The 14898-nt window shown below is 44.9% G+C and carries 15 protein-coding genes and 1 tRNA gene; 11 read left to right on the top strand and 5 right to left on the bottom strand.

Annotation, left to right across the window (positions count from 1 at the left end):
• The first annotated feature begins 111 nt into the window (after nt 1–111).
• The 6 genes from FC07_RS10580 to rlmD (FC07_RS10555) all read left to right on the top strand — a co-directional run bounded on the left by FC07_RS10580 (nt 112) and on the right by rlmD (FC07_RS10555) (nt 7118).
• Nucleotides 112–1260: a CamS family sex pheromone protein gene (locus tag FC07_RS10580; protein WP_191981091.1), complete on the top strand. Its 1149-nt coding sequence runs from the start codon at nt 112–114 to the stop codon at nt 1258–1260.
• A gap of 106 nt (nt 1261–1366) precedes the next feature.
• The gene (gatC, locus tag FC07_RS10575; RefSeq protein WP_057905077.1) at nt 1367–1681 is read left to right on the top strand and encodes an Asp-tRNA(Asn)/Glu-tRNA(Gln) amidotransferase subunit GatC; all 315 of its coding nucleotides are present in this window, start codon (nt 1367–1369) and stop codon (nt 1679–1681) included.
• Nucleotides 1678–3141, top strand: a complete 1464-nt coding sequence (gatA, locus tag FC07_RS10570; protein WP_057905076.1) for an Asp-tRNA(Asn)/Glu-tRNA(Gln) amidotransferase subunit GatA — start codon at nt 1678–1680, stop codon at nt 3139–3141. The genes gatC and gatA overlap by 4 nt, the downstream gene beginning before the upstream one ends.
• The gene (gatB, locus tag FC07_RS10565; protein ID WP_057905075.1) at nt 3141–4571 is read left to right on the top strand and encodes an Asp-tRNA(Asn)/Glu-tRNA(Gln) amidotransferase subunit GatB; all 1431 of its coding nucleotides are present in this window, start codon (nt 3141–3143) and stop codon (nt 4569–4571) included. Before gatA ends, gatB begins: the two co-directional genes overlap by 1 nt.
• 19 nt (nt 4572–4590) lie before the next feature.
• Nucleotides 4591–5574, top strand: coding sequence for a diacylglycerol kinase (locus tag FC07_RS10560; protein WP_057905074.1), 984 nt, complete (start codon nt 4591–4593; stop codon nt 5572–5574).
• A 179-nt stretch (nt 5575–5753) separates the two neighbouring features.
• Nucleotides 5754–7118 (top strand): 23S rRNA (uracil(1939)-C(5))-methyltransferase RlmD, encoded by a 1365-nt coding sequence (gene rlmD, locus FC07_RS10555; protein ID WP_057905073.1) that lies wholly within the window; start codon nt 5754–5756, stop codon nt 7116–7118.
• Nucleotides 7119–7202: 84 nt separating this feature from the next.
• Here the strand turns inward: rlmD (FC07_RS10555) and FC07_RS10550 are convergent, their stop codons facing one another.
• Complete coding sequence (locus FC07_RS10550) at nt 7203–7562, bottom strand: DUF4828 domain-containing protein (protein ID WP_057905072.1); 360 nt, start codon at nt 7560–7562, stop codon at nt 7203–7205.
• Between the two features lie 149 nt (nt 7563–7711).
• Here FC07_RS10550 and FC07_RS10545 point away from each other — a divergent pair, with 149 nt between their 5' ends.
• The 3 genes from FC07_RS10545 to FC07_RS10535 all read left to right on the top strand — a co-directional run bounded on the left by FC07_RS10545 (nt 7712) and on the right by FC07_RS10535 (nt 10466).
• The gene (locus tag FC07_RS10545; RefSeq protein WP_057905071.1) at nt 7712–8728 is read left to right on the top strand and encodes a Gfo/Idh/MocA family protein; all 1017 of its coding nucleotides are present in this window, start codon (nt 7712–7714) and stop codon (nt 8726–8728) included.
• Nucleotides 8718–9977, top strand: coding sequence for a DEAD/DEAH box helicase (locus tag FC07_RS10540; RefSeq protein ID WP_057905070.1), 1260 nt, complete (start codon nt 8718–8720; stop codon nt 9975–9977). The genes FC07_RS10545 and FC07_RS10540 overlap by 11 nt, the downstream gene beginning before the upstream one ends.
• Nucleotides 9978–10052: 75 nt before the next feature.
• The gene (locus FC07_RS10535) at nt 10053–10466 is read left to right on the top strand and encodes a DUF3284 domain-containing protein (RefSeq protein WP_057905069.1); all 414 of its coding nucleotides are present in this window, start codon (nt 10053–10055) and stop codon (nt 10464–10466) included.
• Nucleotides 10467–10527: 61 nt separating this feature from the next.
• On the opposite strand, the gene FC07_RS10530 is transcribed toward FC07_RS10535, so the two are convergent.
• The 3 genes from FC07_RS10530 to FC07_RS10525 form a co-directional block, all read right to left on the bottom strand.
• A tRNA-Arg gene (locus FC07_RS10530) sits at nt 10528–10601 on the bottom strand.
• Nucleotides 10592–10840 (bottom strand): hypothetical protein, encoded by a 249-nt coding sequence (locus FC07_RS15670; protein WP_083483288.1) that lies wholly within the window; start codon nt 10838–10840, stop codon nt 10592–10594. Before FC07_RS15670 ends, FC07_RS10530 begins: the two co-directional genes overlap by 10 nt.
• Nucleotides 10841–10864: 24 nt before the next feature.
• Nucleotides 10865–11308 carry a flavodoxin gene (locus tag FC07_RS10525; RefSeq protein ID WP_057905068.1) on the bottom strand — a complete coding sequence of 148 codons (444 nt, stop codon included), beginning with the start codon at nt 11306–11308 and terminating at the stop codon, nt 10865–10867.
• A 234-nt stretch (nt 11309–11542) separates the two neighbouring features.
• Between FC07_RS10525 and FC07_RS10520 the strand changes: the two genes are divergently transcribed.
• Both FC07_RS10520 and galU read left to right on the top strand, forming a co-directional pair.
• The gene (locus tag FC07_RS10520) at nt 11543–12412 is read left to right on the top strand and encodes a YihY/virulence factor BrkB family protein (RefSeq protein WP_057905067.1); all 870 of its coding nucleotides are present in this window, start codon (nt 11543–11545) and stop codon (nt 12410–12412) included.
• 127 nt (nt 12413–12539) lie between these two features.
• Nucleotides 12540–13427, top strand: coding sequence for a UTP--glucose-1-phosphate uridylyltransferase GalU (gene galU / locus FC07_RS10515; RefSeq protein WP_057905066.1), 888 nt, complete (start codon nt 12540–12542; stop codon nt 13425–13427).
• Nucleotides 13428–13483: 56 nt separating this feature from the next.
• Here the strand turns inward: galU and rlmD (FC07_RS10510) are convergent, their stop codons facing one another.
• A complete protein-coding gene (gene rlmD, locus FC07_RS10510) occupies nt 13484–14875 on the bottom strand; it encodes a 23S rRNA (uracil(1939)-C(5))-methyltransferase RlmD (protein WP_057905065.1) in 1392 nt (463 codons plus the stop codon).
• Between the last annotated feature and the right edge of the window lie 23 nt (nt 14876–14898).

The raw sequence follows: 14898 nt of genomic DNA, 5'->3' as shown, positions 1-14898 counted from the left end.
GGAGGTGCCATGCTTCCACCGTGACGGTTTTCGTCCGATGGAATGGACATCCTCCGGAAATAAGATTTTGCGCTAGCAAAATAGACATTAAAGCCTTTAGGAGGTTTTGTTTTGAATTTGAAAAGGTTACGACTGTTTTTGGTTTTGATCACCAGTAGCTTGGCCCTAGCTGCTTGTGGCAACTTACAATCTTCGGGGTTAGGCTCGACCAGTACCACCAAGTCGAAATCATCTGTGACCACAACGGGTCAAGCGTCAGATGGTGAGTACCAAGGGGTGATCAAAAAGGGCAAGTATTTAACCAGTAAATCCCGTGGTGTCTCACAAAGCCAAGATGATAACACATACAATTTAAAGAGTTTTGAAAATGGTTTGTTGTCCATTTCCAAAAAAGAATTCGCGACGAATAAGTACGTGTTCCAAGAAGGACAATACTTAAAGAAGGCCACCACACAAAACTGGTTGGCCCGTCAATCTAAAAGTAATCCCACAGGGTTGAATCCCAAGGACAATGGTGAAAAATCTGAAACGAAGCGCAACCCAATCTACTTGCAACAGCTTGAAGAACAAGATTATATGACCCAAAGTGGTAGTAAGTTATCCTTAAGTGGGATGACCATTGGGTTAGGCTTAAACCAAATCGACTACTACGAAAAAGAACAGTATGGCGCCACTTATGAAACCAAGATCTCTGAGGCCACCCGTGTTGCTGAAGGAAAGAAAATGGCCAATGAAGTGGTGAAACGGATGCGCAAAAAGTCCGGTGTTGGCAAAGTACCCATTGTGATTGCACTGTATAAACAGGCCACGAACGACAGTTTAGTTGGGGGCACGTTCTTTGCTTATGGTGTTAGTAAAAACGGGAGCAACAGCATCACAGAATGGCATAATGTGGATCAGAAGAATTATATTTTGCCGGCGGTTAATAATGCGAAAACGGGTAGCGGTAAGGCTAGTGAGTCCTTTAGCAACTTTAAAACACAAGTGCAAAACTTCTTCCCGAACTTGTCAGGCGTGACGGCACAAACCCAATACAATTCTGGGACATTGTCTGGCATGAAGGTCAGCATTACCACGCAGTTCTACAGTCAAACTGAAATTACCAGCTTCACGCAATTTGTTGCCACTGAAGCACAGAAATATTTACCAACAGGGGTTCCTGTAGAAATTACCATTAGCTCGACTAGCGGGGTGCAGGCTTTTGTGGCTCGTGAAAGTGGCGAAAAGTCATATTATACCCATGTCTTTGGCAGTTATTAATGAAATAAGTCTCATGAAAGCGTGTGTTTGTCGGCGAAGGTTGCCGCAAGCACACGCTTTTATGGTAGAATAATTGCGTAACTAAAATGAAAGAGAGGCAAGCGAATTGGCAATCAGCAAAGAACAAGTGACCCACGTGGCAAACTTAGCCCGTTTATCATTTACGGACGAGGAACTCGGCCAATTTACCGATCAATTAAGTCAAATTACCGATATGTTTAACGAATTACAAGAAGTCGACACAACAGGCGTTGCACCGATGACACATGTTGTTGATCTTGTGAACGTTTTACGTCCGGATGAACCAGCTCCTGCTAATCCAGCTGAGCGTGATGCGTTGTTGCACAATGCACCTGATGCGCAAGACGGTTATATCAAGGTTCCAGCAATTTTGGACAATGGAGGGACTGACGCCGAATGAACTACTTTGAAAACGATCTAACAGCATTGCATCAAGCGTTGGTCAATCATGACATTACCAGTTATGACCTGACCCAACAGACGTTAGCGGCTTTAAAAGAAACTGACCAAAAAGTCAACGGCTTCTTGGCATTAAACGAAGAAAAAGCCTTAGCAACTGCGAAAGCCATTGATGAAAAAGGCATCGATCCTGACAACATTTTAGCTGGGATCCCAATTGCCATTAAAGATAATATTATGACGAAGGATTTGAAAACCACAGCGGCTAGTAAAATTCTCGAAAACTTTGTGCCGGTTTATGACGCCACTGTGATGCAAAAGCTGTATGACAAGGATTTAGTTGTGGTTGGGAAAACCAACATGGATGAATTTGCCATGGGCGGTTCAACGGAAAATTCAGCCTTTAAAACCACTAAAAACCCTTGGAACTTAACCAAAGTGCCCGGTGGCTCTTCTGGTGGTTCTGCGGCGGTTGTTTCCGCCGGCATGGTGCCAGTTGCCTTGGGTTCTGATACCGGGGGTTCAATTCGCCAACCCGCTTCCTTTACCGGTATTGTTGGGATGAAACCAACTTATGGTCGTGTGTCACGTTGGGGCTTGATCGCCTTTGGGTCTAGTTTAGATGAAATTGGTCCCATGACCCGGAGCGTCAAAGATAACGCTGCAGTTTTAAACGTGATTGCAGGCCACGATGTGCATGATGGCACCACCGTTGACCAACCCGTACCAGACTTTACGGCTGGGATTGATCAAGGTGTGGCTGGCTTGAAGATCGGTTTACCGAAAGAATACTTAGGTGAAGGGGTTCAAGCTGAAGTCAAAGACGCTATTTTAGCAGCTGCTGACAAGTTCCGTGAACTAGGCGCCACAGTTGAAGAAGTGTCATTGCCACACAGTCAATACGGCGTGGCTGCTTATTACATCATTTCATCTTCTGAAGCCTCATCCAACTTACAACGGTTTGATGGGATTCGTTATGGCGTTCGGACACAAAACGCCAAGAACTTAGATGATGTTTATGTGAACTCACGGACAGAAGGCTTTGGCCCCGAAGTGAAGCGTCGAATCATGTTAGGGATGTATTCCTTATCAGCTGGTTACTATGATGCTTACTTCAAGAAGGCGGCTCAAGTGCGGACTTTAATGAAACAAGACTTTGAAAATGTCTTTAAAGATTATGACTTGATCATGGGCCCGGTTGCACCAACCACGGCTTATGGCATTGGTGAAGATGTGACCGATCCCTTGACCATGTATGCAGGGGACGTTTTAAGTGTGCCAGTTAACATGGCTGGGCTGCCTGGTTTGTCCTTACCAGCAGGCTTTGCCAAAGGCTTACCAATTGGCATGCAGTTAATTGGCCAACCTTTTGCTGAAACCACGATTTACAAAGCTGGCTATGCCTTTGAACAAGCCACCACATTCCATCAAGAAGTACCAACGTTAGGGGGAAATGACTAGTGAATTTTGAAACAACCATTGGCTTGGAAGTCCACGTTGAATTAAAAACAAAATCCAAGATGTTTAGTCCATCGGCTAACGAATTTGGTGACACCCCTAATATGAACACCAATGTGATCGATTGGGGTTATCCTGGTGTTTTGCCAACTGTTAACCGCGGTGCCATTGAATATGGGATGCGCGCGGCATTGGCTTTAAATGCCACGGTTTCCAAGGAAAACCATTTTGATCGTAAAAACTATTTCTATCCTGATAATCCAAAGGCTTACCAGATCACACAATTTGAACAACCCATCGGGACCAAAGGCTGGGTGGAAGTTCATTTAAGTGATGGTAGTACGAAGAAGATCGGAATCGAAGAATTGCATTTAGAAGAAGATGCCGGCAAGAATACACATACTGGCCAATATTCTTACGTCGATTTAAACCGTCAGGGCACACCTTTGATTGAAATCGTATCCGCCCCTGATATGCATTCACCTGAAGAAGCTTACGAATACATGGAAACCTTACGGCAAATTATCCAATTTACTGGGGTTTCTGATGTGAAAATGGAAGAAGGTTCTTTGCGGGTGGATGCCAACATTTCCATTCGGCCAGTCGGTCAAAAGGAATATGGGGTCAAAACCGAATTAAAGAACATCAACTCCTTTAGTTTCTTGCGTAAAGGGTTGGAATATGAAGAAAAGCGGCAAGCACAGATTCTGTTATCTGGCGGCACAATTCGTCAGGAAACCCGTGGTTTTAACGAAAACACTGGGGAAACTGTCTTACAACGTGTTAAGGAAGGCTCAGACGATTACCGTTACTTCCCAGAACCAGATATTCCACCATTGCACATTGATGATGACTGGATCGAAAAAGTGCGTGCTTCAATTCCTGAAATGCCAGCCAGCCGTCGGAACCGTTACATCAATGATTTTGGATTAACGGCCAGTGATGCCCAAGTCTTAACGGCTAACTTAGAAATGTCTGATTTCTATGAAGCCACTGTTGCTGCCGGTGCGGATGCAAAATTAGCTTCAAACTGGTTACAAGGTGAAGTGAGTGCGTACTTAAATGCTGAGCATTTAGGTTTAGCTGATACCAAGTTAACCCCTGCCCATTTGGCGACGATGATCTCATTGATCACCGATGGCACGATTTCTTCTAAAATCGCCAAAAAAGTCTTTAAAGAGATCATTACCAACGGCAGCGAACCAAAAGCTTGGGTCGAAGCCAAAGGTATGGTGCAATTATCAGATCCCGCTAAGTTATTACCAATGATCACCGAAGTCTTAGATAACAATGCACAATCGATCGAGGACTTTAAGAATGGTAAAGATCGGGCCATTGGTTTCTTAGTCGGCCAGCTTATGAAACAGACCCACGGGCAAGCGAACCCGAAAGTTGTCAATCAATTATTGATCGGCGAGTTGAAGAAACGCTAAATAAGAGGAGGGCGTTTAAATGGAGCAACGTGCAAGAGTCATTTATAACCCAGTTGCTGGGCATGAAGCCTTAAAGCGCAATATGATCGATATTTTAAATGTGTTTGAGGCAGCTGGTTATGAAACAAGTGCTTTTGCCACAACGCCGACGCCTAACTCTGCTCGAGATGAGGCAGCGCGGGCAGCAAAAGCCGGGTTTGACCTGGTGGTCGCTGCTGGTGGTGATGGGACCATTAATGAAGTGGTCAATGGGTTAGCTGGATTGAGCAAGCGGCCTAAAATGGCGATCATTCCAGCGGGGACAACTAACGATTATGCCCGGGCTTTAAAAATTCCCCGGGAAGATCCGGTTGAGGCCGCAAAGATTGTTTTAAAGCAACAAACGATTAAAATGGATATTGGCCAGGCAAATGACACGTATTTCATGAACATTGCTGGTGGGGGCTTCTTAACGGAGCTGACTTACGAAGTGCCCTCTGAAACCAAATCCATTTTTGGCTATTTAGCTTATTTGATTGAAGGGGCCAAATTACTACCACAAATCAAGCCGGTGCAAATGCATTTGGAATATGATGACGGGGTGTATGATGGTCCAGCATCGATGTTCTTGTTAGGCTTGACCAACTCAGTTGGGGGCTTCGAACAGGCCGCGCCTGATATTTCCTTAGATGATGGCCGCTTTTCACTGATTGTTGTGAAAACAGCGAATATGTTAGAGTTGATTCGTTTAATGACCATGGTCTTAAACGGTGGGCGCCATGTCGATGATCCGCGGATCATTTATACCAAAACCCATAAGCTTGTGGCAGAAACCCAAAACGGTGAAGCTATGAAAATCAATTTAGACGGTGAATATGGCGGTGATGCGCCGATGACATTTTTAAACTTGAAGCAGCACATTGAAATGTATGCCAACGTTGATGAATTGCCATCTCAAGCCATTACTGGGGAGTATGAAGGCCGGCAAGCAGCAAAAAAAGCTTTAAAAGATAGCCTAAAGTAATTTCAAAGTGAGACAGTTGAGCTGTAAAGTGTTAAACTTTTAACGCGGTGCAGTTTCAACTGGCTCATTTTTTTGAGCTTTGGAGAAAACGGCAGTGGGCGTTTGGTCAGGAATTTTGCACCGGCTCAACGCAAAATCGGATGTTTGCAGAAATAGAACAAGAATTTAGGAGATACTACATGAAATTTACAGCACCAGTTACCAAAAATCAAACGCTTCAAGCGACGATTCAAGACCTCACTTATGAAGGCTTAGGCGTTGCCAAGGTAGACCATTATCCATTGTTTGTGGAAAATGCGTTGCCAGGTGAAGCTGTCACGTTACAAGTGACTAAAATTGGCAAAAACTTTGGCTATGCTCGGGTAACCGATTGGCAAAGTAAAAGCCCAGATCGGGTTGAATTACCAAACCAGGCTTATCGTCAAACTGGGATCGCGCCACTGGGACATTTGGCTTACCCCGCTCAATTAAAGTTCAAGCAACATCAAATTGAAATGCAATTTGAACGTAACCAGCTAGCTGTACCGGTTAAAGCAACCTTAGGCATGGCCGATCCAACCGGCTACCGGAATAAAGCACAAGTGCCGGTTCGCGAGATCAAAGGCGAACTGGAAACTGGCTTTTATCGAAAACGCAGTCACCAAGTGATGCCATTAACGGATTTTTATATTCAAGATCCTGAAATCGACAAGGCAATCGTCAAAGTCCGCGATTTGTTACGCCAATACCATGTGGTGCCTTATGATGAAAAACGGCATCAAGGGGTGATCCGCAACATTATGGTACGCCGCGGCTATTACAGCCATGAATTAATGGTTATTTTGATTACCCGCGTCGCTGATTTCCCACAAAAAGATGCTTTAGTGGCGGCTATTGTTTCAGCGTTACCAGAAACAGTCAGTGTGATCCAAAGTGTCAATGCCAAACAAACCAACGTGATTCTTGGCCCAACGACGAAAAAACTATTTGGGAAAAGCTTCTTACGCGATCAGTTGTTAGGCTTAACGTTTGATATTTCTGCACAATCATTTTATCAAGTGAATCCTCAACAAACGGAAAAGTTGTACCAAGCGGCCATTGAAGCGGCTGGTTTAACCGGCACAGAAACCGTGATCGATGCCTACTGTGGTATCGGGACGATTTCCTTGGCGTTAGCGCAGCATGCCAAGTATGTTTACGGCATCGAAGTCGTTCCAGCCGCTGTGGCGGATGCCAAACGGAATGCGAAATTAAACGATATTCGGAATACGAAATTCAGCTTAGGGCAGGCTGAACGTGTGATGCAGGAATGGGCCAAAGACGGCCAACAACCTGATGTTTTGGTGGTTGATCCACCACGTAAAGGGTTGGCACCTGAATTTATTGCAGCAGTCGGCGAAATGAAACCGAAACGCATGGTTTATGTCAGTTGCAACCCAGCCACATTAGCTCGGGATCTGGCTGCTTTACAAGCACTCGGTTACCATGCGGCTAGCACGCAACCCGTTGATATGTTCCCACAAACCACATCGATCGAATCGGTGACCGGACTATCATTGGCATAAGTTAACTTTAAAAAGGCCTGATCGCTTGCGATAGGTCTTTTTAAGTGCGAAAAAAAGAGGCTGTCAACGAGTAGTCAACAGTCCTTATTCAGGTTGATTAACAATCATAATCGGATAGGTGCGGTGATCGGCCTCGTCGTAAATCGTTGTCGGTTGTTGATCATTGGCCGTGATCCGTAACTCGTAGCCATACTGGTCCAAGAAGACCAATTGCTGCCGATTCAGCTGGGTCACTTGGCCTGCTAACGCATGACCGTCAATTTTAATTTCCAATTGAGATGAGACGCGTAATTGATGATGGCGTTGCTGGCGTTCATCATAGAAGCGCCAAGTTCCCGCAAAAAAAAGCGTGTAGTCAACGGCGGTAGCCGGTTGATGTGCGACAAAGTGTTTCACAAAATTTTTAACCAAACGTTGCCCGTTAAGATGCCAATGAAAGGCCACTGTGCCACCTACTTTCTCAGCCGAAAAAATCGGTTATTCGTTGCTATCATCATAGCACGAAAAGGTGAAAAACAGGGGATCAATCGCTTTTTTTTCATGAGTAATTTATAATGGATTAAAACAGCCTTTTGATAGGAAGGATGAGTGTGATGTTAAAATTAGGGATTATCGGAACCAACTGGATCACAGCTCAATTTATTGATGCAGCATTAGCAACAAAAGAATATGAATTAACAACGATTTATTCACGTCATGCGGATAAAGCGCAGGCGTGGCAGGATAAGTATCAAGCAGCAGAATATTTTACGGATCTCACTGAATTTTTTAAAAATGGTCAGTTTGATGTGGTTTACATTGCATCGCCAAACAGCTTACATTTTGAACAAACCAAGCAGGCCATTTTAGCCGGCAAAAACGTGATCGTGGAAAAGCCAGCTTTCGCCAATCCCACGCAACAACATGTGATTCAACAATTGTTGGATCAAAACCCTGACCGCTTTGTATTGGAAGCAGCGCGGCATGTTTATGAACCAAATTTCACACACATTAAAACGGCAATTGCCCAATTAGATGATCTGCAAGGGGCTACTTTAACGTACATGAAATATTCATCCCGCTATGACCAAGTGCTAGCCGGTGAAACACCAAATATCTTTAACCCAGTTTTTGCCGGTGGCGCCGCGCAAGACTTAGGCGTCTATGTGGTCTATGATGCAGTGGCTTGGTTTGGATCACCAGATCGGGTGGCTTATTTTGCCACCCCAACGCCAACGGGTGTTGATGGCCATGGCACAGCCATTTTAACTTATCAAGATTTTGATGTGACCTTGATTTTTGGTAAGAACACCACTTCGTTCTTGCCTTCTGAAATTTATGGGTTACATGATACCTTAGTGATTAAGCCCAATGCTGCCGATATTGCCCAAGTGGAAAAGCATCAATTTGGTAGTGATATGGTAACGCCATTAGGAGAACCAGCAGCTGCGAATCCAATGCGACACGAAGCACAAGTTTTTGCGGACATTATCCAACAAAATGACCACGCTTATGCGCAACAACAGTTTGACTTAAGCGCAGAGGTTAATTCAGTACTTTATCAATTAAGACGATCTGCCGGGTTACATTTCCCTGCAGATTCAGTAAGTGAGGATACTCATGCCGAGTAAACAATTTCAAACCGTTTGGGAACAAGCGGGTTTTCAAGCTGAAACAGCCATTCAAACGGCCGTTTATCAGCCATTAAAACAAGATCATTCGATTTTAGGACTGGCCCCGACTGGCTCAGGTAAAACCCTTGCATTTGCACTGCCACTTTTTGAAAAGTTAGTGCCAGGCGATGGCCTACAATTATTGATTTTAGCGCCTTCGCAAGAATTAGTGATGCAAGAACGGGATGCACTTCGGCCTTATGCCCAAGCCGTTGGGCTAAAGATCCAAGGAGTTGCAGGTGGTGCTAATATTAAACGGCAAATCGAACGTCTGAAACAAAAACCTGAGGTGATCGTAGCAACAGCAGGGCGCTTATTAGAACTTGCTGCACAGCATAAGATCAAGTTTCATACTTTACAAACCATTGTTATCGATGAAGCGGATCAGCAGTTATTACCAGAAAAAATGGACGTTACCCGTGATGTGGTGCGCCATTCACCGAGTGAGACACAATTGGCTTTTTTCTCAGCCACTAAGATCCGGGTCATGGATGAATTGGAAAAATGGTTTGGGTTGCCCATTGAAACCATTGATGTGCGGGCAGAAGACCATAGCCAAGGAAGTGTGTGCCATGGGATGATCGATGTGCCGGTTCGCAAGCGTGTGGATGCACTGCGCCGGTTAAGCCACGTTCCAAATTTTTATGCGTTAGTTTTCTTTAATTCGTTAAATGATTTAAAAGATGCGGCTGAGGTGTTGCAACACCAACACGTCTCTTGTCGCGTGTTAACCAGTGAATTAACCCAGATCAAACGGCAACAAGCCTTACGGGCCTTTCGCAAGCAGGAAGTCCGCTTGCTGTTAACCACAGATGTGGCCGCACGTGGTTTGGATATTCCGGCGTTACCAGCCGTGGTGAATTATGATCAACCACGAGATCTGGAAACTTATATTCATCGCACAGGGCGTACAGGGCGCATGGGCCAGTCTGGTTATGCCATTAGTTTAGGCAATGAACATCAGTTGCGTCAGTTAAAGCAGTTGGTGGGCACAAAATACCAAGTGTTGACGTTGTATTTGACCCAAGGCCAGTTGCAACTCACACCGCCAGAACGCCGACCACAAGTGACGGCGAAGTCTGTTCGACATCAACCAAAAGCGAAGCCTAAAAAAACACATGCACCACAGCCGGCGCCAGAACCCAAACCTAAGAAGAAAAAGCGCAAGCGTGATCAGAAAAATAAGGGCAAACGCATGACTAAATGATGTTCATTCCGATTAAAGAGGCGTATACTCAAACTAATCATTAGCGCGAAACAATCACGTTTGGAGGGAACCGGCATGAAAATTGAGCAAATATTAAACATTCCAGCAGCCTTTATTTATAATCGCATTGTTGAGACTGAACTTTTTGACATTCAGGCGCAAACAGGTCATCGCTTAACGGCTGATCAATTAGCCGGTTTTAGTTATGAAAAGCGGCTTGAAGCAGGGGAAAAGGCCAAAGTTGCCATTACCCGCAATGTGCTAAACCGCAGTTTTCATTATGAGATGCTGACCAAACACTATCGGCGGAAGATCTACTATGATTTTACACCGATTACCGCAGCCTCCAGTAAGGTGATTTATGAAGAACGGAACACGTCATTAAGTTTGTGGCAACAAATTGTTGATGTGACCCGGGATACGTTGCTAGGTTCACTGAAGCGGCATAACTTCCGGAAAATGTTCCTACAAATCGAAAAGTCTTACTAAACAAAAAAACTTTCAAAACCAACTGGTTTTGAAAGTTTTTTATTTAGGTTTGCTGTTAAGATGACCCCAACTGGAATCGAACCGGTGACCTATCGCTTAGGAGGCGATTGCTCTATCCTGCTGAGCTATGGGGCCAAAGCAACTCCTATTTTCTCATGAAATAAAAAGCTTGTAAAGCCCAGGAACGTTTCGGGGTCGTAACGTTGTAACCAGACAAAACTGACCAATAATAGGATGAATAAGCCAGCTGCCCCAAGTGCCAGTCCCCATAAACGTTGCCGGTCACCTGGTAAACGCCAGCTGAGCACTAGGAAAAAGCAAGTCAAGGCCAAGGTCACACCTAAGCCTAGCAACAGTAGCCCTAACAATGACATCCCATCCTTTCAGGTTGCGATCCGTTATTCAGCGGCCTCGGCTAACGCCTTGGCAAAGGCTTCTAAATGTTCGATGTCGTCACCATTTGCTTCTAAATCGACTTTAACGGTGGTTGCACTTTTTTGTGCACCAGTTTTAGCAAAAGCGGCATCAAAATCATCGACTGATTTGGCAAAGTGATCGTAAAACGAATCGCCGGAGCCACAAACCCCATAGACCTTACCGTCTAATTGTTCTTCCAGTAGATCTTCATAAAAATCAATGGCTTCGTCTGGCATATCGCCTTCGCCATAAGTATATGTGGCGACGACACAAATATCGACGTCCTCAAAATCGGCTGGATCGGCTTGCGAAATTTCTTCAACCTCAACGTCGACGTTTAAATTTTCAAATGCTTCCGAAATAATATCTGCAATTTCTTCGTTGTTGCCAGTCATGCTGGCATAGACAATTTTGGCCCGCGCCATTTAATCGCTTCTTTCTATCTTTTAATTCAAATCGATCAAGTTTGATTATAGCAAACTCTTTTCAGAATGAAAATGTTCGTGCACATTAGAAACGTTACCAAAAGCAGCCAATATCCGTTATAATAAGATAGTTTGAAATCAGAAGGGGGCCGCTGGGTAACGGCGGCTTGAATAGGTGTGTCTTATTTGGATCAATTAAAAAAACACCCTCGACGTGAACGGGTAAGACGTTTTATGGCGATTTTTATTGATCGTTTTACCCATGCGGGCATCAATGATGGTGCCATTGTGATTGCCTTTTGGGAATTACTTTCGATTTTCCCATTATTGATTTTCTTAGGCAACTTGTTACCGTTATTGCATTTAAATAGCGCAACGGTGTTAAGTTACGTCGAAGGCGTGATTCCAGAAACGATTTATAAACATATGTTGCCGACAGTTGACCGCTTTTTAAGACGAGGTAATGGTGGCTTGTTATCTTTTGGGGCCTTAGGGACCTTATGGACCGCTAGCCGCGGAATCAACGCTTTAAAACGGATGATGGATCGGACGTACGGGGTTTTAGAAAAACAGAATTTTATTTTATTACGGCTAGTGGCGTTACCGATGACGATTTTTTTAGTGATTTGTATGATGGCCATCGTCCTAACCTTTAGTTTTGGGCAGCAAGTGTTGGATTATTTAACGCCAATTTTTCATCTACCGGCGCATTTGATCGACACGTTTCAGGCGTTAAAGTGGCCGGTGAGTACTTCGGTGATGTTTCTGATGTTATTGGTGATCTACTATGTGCTGCCCAATATTAAATTGAAATTACGGAGTGTGATTCCTGGGGCGGTGATCACCACCGCAGGTTGGTTAGGCTTAGCGCAATTATTTTCACTGTATGTCAGTTATTTGACCCGCTCACTATTAAGTTATGGCACCATTGGTTTTTTCATGGTATTGATGTTTTGGCTGGACTTTTCGGCTTGGATCTTAATGTTTGGCGCCGTGGTCAATGTAGTGGTGGAACAAACCTTTTTTGGTCGGGTGCGCGAGAACAAAAATCACTTGCAGGCCTTTTTACGGCGTCGCTACCATAAGCGGCCGCCGGCACCATAACTTTTTGCATCTTAGGCTTAAATTGGTTACAATCAAAGCAAGAAAACGGTTTTGTTGGCGCAAAACAGACAAGCCGTCAGAATCTGCGCAGCAGATCAGATTATGATTTTTAAGGAGTAACGAATTGATGAAAGTACGTAAAGCAATTATTCCAGCAGCTGGGTTAGGAACGCGCTTGTTACCTGCGACCAAGGCGATGGCAAAGGAAATGTTACCGATCGTTGATGTACCGACCATTCAATTTTTAGTTGAAGAGGCCAAGGCAGCTGGAATTGAAGATATGTTGATTATTACGGGCAAAGGCAAGCGCCCAATTGAAGATCATTTCGATTCCGTGCCCGAGCTGGAACAAGTGCTGAAAAAGCGGCATAAAGATGCTATGTTAAAATTAGTTGAAAGCACCACTAACATGGGCATTCGGCTGTTCTTTGTGCGGCAATCTTATCCGAAAGGCTTAGGGGATGCCGTGGCCCTGGCAAAGGATTTTGTGGCTGATGAACCCTTTGTGGTGATGCTAGGTGATGATATTACCCAGTCCGAAGTACCTTTAACCAAGCAATTAATGAACGACTATGAAAATACCCATGCGTCGACCTTAGCGGTGATGCAAGTGCCACATAAGGATGTTTCCAAGTATGGTGTGATTGCACCGGCTTCTGAAACAGCGCCTGGTCTTTATAATGTAGCGAACTTTGTTGAAAAGCCGGCACCAGAAGATGCCCCAAGTGATCTGGCGATTATCGGGCGGTACTTGTTTACCCCAGAGATCTTCAAGAGCTTGGCCATTCAACAGCCTGATGCTGGCGGTGAAATTCAATTAACTGATGCCATTGATCATATGAATAAAACCCAACGTGTTTTTGCGCGTCAGTTTACGGGCAAACGCTACGATACCGGCAATAAGTTTGGTTATTTAACCACCAATATTGAATTTGGTTTGCAGCACGCCGAAATGAAAGATGATTTGCGCGATTACATCATTAAATTAGGCCATGAACTCGAAGGCAAAGCCTAAAGTGGCACGATCAAAAAGCACCTTAAACTCGGGTTTGAGTTTAAGGTGCTTTTTGATTAACGCCGGGTGAGTTTGACTAAAACCTCTACCCGTGCCGTTTGTGGGAACATATCAAGGGGTTGTAAATAATCCACTTGATAGACCTTGGTTAAATCAACCAAGTCGCGGGCCAACGTTGCTGGGTTACAGGAAATATAAACAAACTTTTTCGGTTTGTATTTTAAAATGGTTTGGCGCAACGTGTCGGCTAACCCTAAACGCGGTGGGTCAACGATCAAAGCGTCTAATTGAAAGCCTTGCGCTAACCACTGGGGTAAAATCGTTTCTGCGGCGCCGACTTCGTAGTGAACGTTGGCAATGTGATTCAGTTTGGCATTTTGCTTAGCGTCTTCAATGGCTGCTGGAATAATGTCCATCCCACGGACTTCACCTGCAACTTGGGCCAAAGGCAAGCCGACGGTGCCAACACCACAGTAAGCGTCGACGACATTTTCTTGTGGCGCCAAAGCCAATGCGGTTTGTGCCAATGCGTAAAGTTTGGCGGTTTGAATGGGGTTTAATTGAAAAAAGGCGGGTGCAGATAGCGCAAAGTTTAAGCCGTTAATGGTTTCAATTAAGTGCGTTTCCCCGGCTAAATGGCGCGTTTCCCGGCCCCAAATACGTGAGGTGCGTCCTGGATTAATATTGTGCATCACGGAGACGACTGCTGGACAATGCGTTGCAATAAACATTAGCAGCTCCGTTTGATGGGGGAGTTCAGGACCCGTGGTGATAAAGGTGACTTGCAGCGTTTCATTGGCAAACGATTCGCGGATTGCAATGGTTTTCAGCGCCCCATGGTGTTGCCGTTCATCAAAAATAGAGACATCAAACTTTTGTAACGCAGCAACCAGTTGGCGCATGACGGCCATGGTCAGTGGTCGCTGGGTTTTAAAGGTCGCCAGGTCCACCAGATCATGACTATTCGGGCGATAAAGGCCAGCCATCACTTGACCATGTTCACGCCGAACTTGAAATTGTGCCTTGTTGCGATAAGCGTAAGGTTCGGTCATGCCAATGGTCGGCTTAATGGTGTAATGTTGATAGCCGCGCGGTTTGAACTTCGTCAAGCTTTGTTGGACCAGATCGGCTTTAAACGCCAACTGACCGGGGTAGTCTAAGTGTTCCAACTCAATCCCGCCAACGATGCCAAAGTAATCTGCGTCAGCAGGGGTGACCCGATGGGGGCTGCGTTGCCGAATACTAGTGAGCTTAGCGGTTACAAAACGTGGCGCTAAGTCAGTGACTTCAGCGGTGATCACTTCACCTGGCAGTGCCTCGGGAACAAACACAATGGTCCGTTTAAAATAGCCGATGCCTTCACCGTTGATCCCGAGACGTTTGATCGTCAGGGTCATTTTTTGACCCCGTTTAATGTGATGTTGATAATGTGGTTGTGCTGTATGCATAACGTACAAGCCCTCGTTTCTTA

The sequence above is a fragment of the Loigolactobacillus bifermentans DSM 20003 genome (assembly GCF_001434575.1).
In the GTDB taxonomy this organism is placed as follows: domain Bacteria; phylum Bacillota; class Bacilli; order Lactobacillales; family Lactobacillaceae; genus Loigolactobacillus; species Loigolactobacillus bifermentans.
Note: the sequence above shows the minus strand (reverse complement) of the source record. Positions and strands in the feature narration are given on the sequence as shown.

Excerpts from the sequence above, each read along its gene's own strand:
- gatA (WP_057905076.1), top strand. The coding sequence starts at position 1,678 with ATGAACTACTTTGAAAACGATCTAACAGCATTGCATCAAGCGTTGGTC.
- FC07_RS10560 (WP_057905074.1), top strand. The coding sequence starts at position 4,591 with ATGGAGCAACGTGCAAGAGTCATTTATAACCCAGTTGCTGGGCATGAA.
- FC07_RS10525 (WP_057905068.1), bottom strand. The coding sequence starts at position 11,308 with ATGGCGCGGGCCAAAATTGTCTATGCCAGCATGACTGGCAACAACGAA.
- rlmD (WP_057905065.1), bottom strand. The coding sequence starts at position 14,875 with ATGCATACAGCACAACCACATTATCAACATCACATTAAACGGGGTCAA.
- FC07_RS10540 (WP_057905070.1), top strand. The coding sequence starts at position 8,718 with ATGCCGAGTAAACAATTTCAAACCGTTTGGGAACAAGCGGGTTTTCAA.
- rlmD (WP_057905073.1), top strand. The coding sequence starts at position 5,754 with ATGAAATTTACAGCACCAGTTACCAAAAATCAAACGCTTCAAGCGACG.
- FC07_RS10545 (WP_057905071.1), top strand. The coding sequence starts at position 7,712 with ATGTTAAAATTAGGGATTATCGGAACCAACTGGATCACAGCTCAATTT.
- galU (WP_057905066.1), top strand. The coding sequence starts at position 12,540 with ATGAAAGTACGTAAAGCAATTATTCCAGCAGCTGGGTTAGGAACGCGC.
- FC07_RS15670 (WP_083483288.1), bottom strand. The coding sequence starts at position 10,840 with ATGTCATTGTTAGGGCTACTGTTGCTAGGCTTAGGTGTGACCTTGGCC.
- FC07_RS10520 (WP_057905067.1), top strand. The coding sequence starts at position 11,543 with ATGGCGATTTTTATTGATCGTTTTACCCATGCGGGCATCAATGATGGT.
- FC07_RS10535 (WP_057905069.1), top strand. The coding sequence starts at position 10,053 with ATGAAAATTGAGCAAATATTAAACATTCCAGCAGCCTTTATTTATAAT.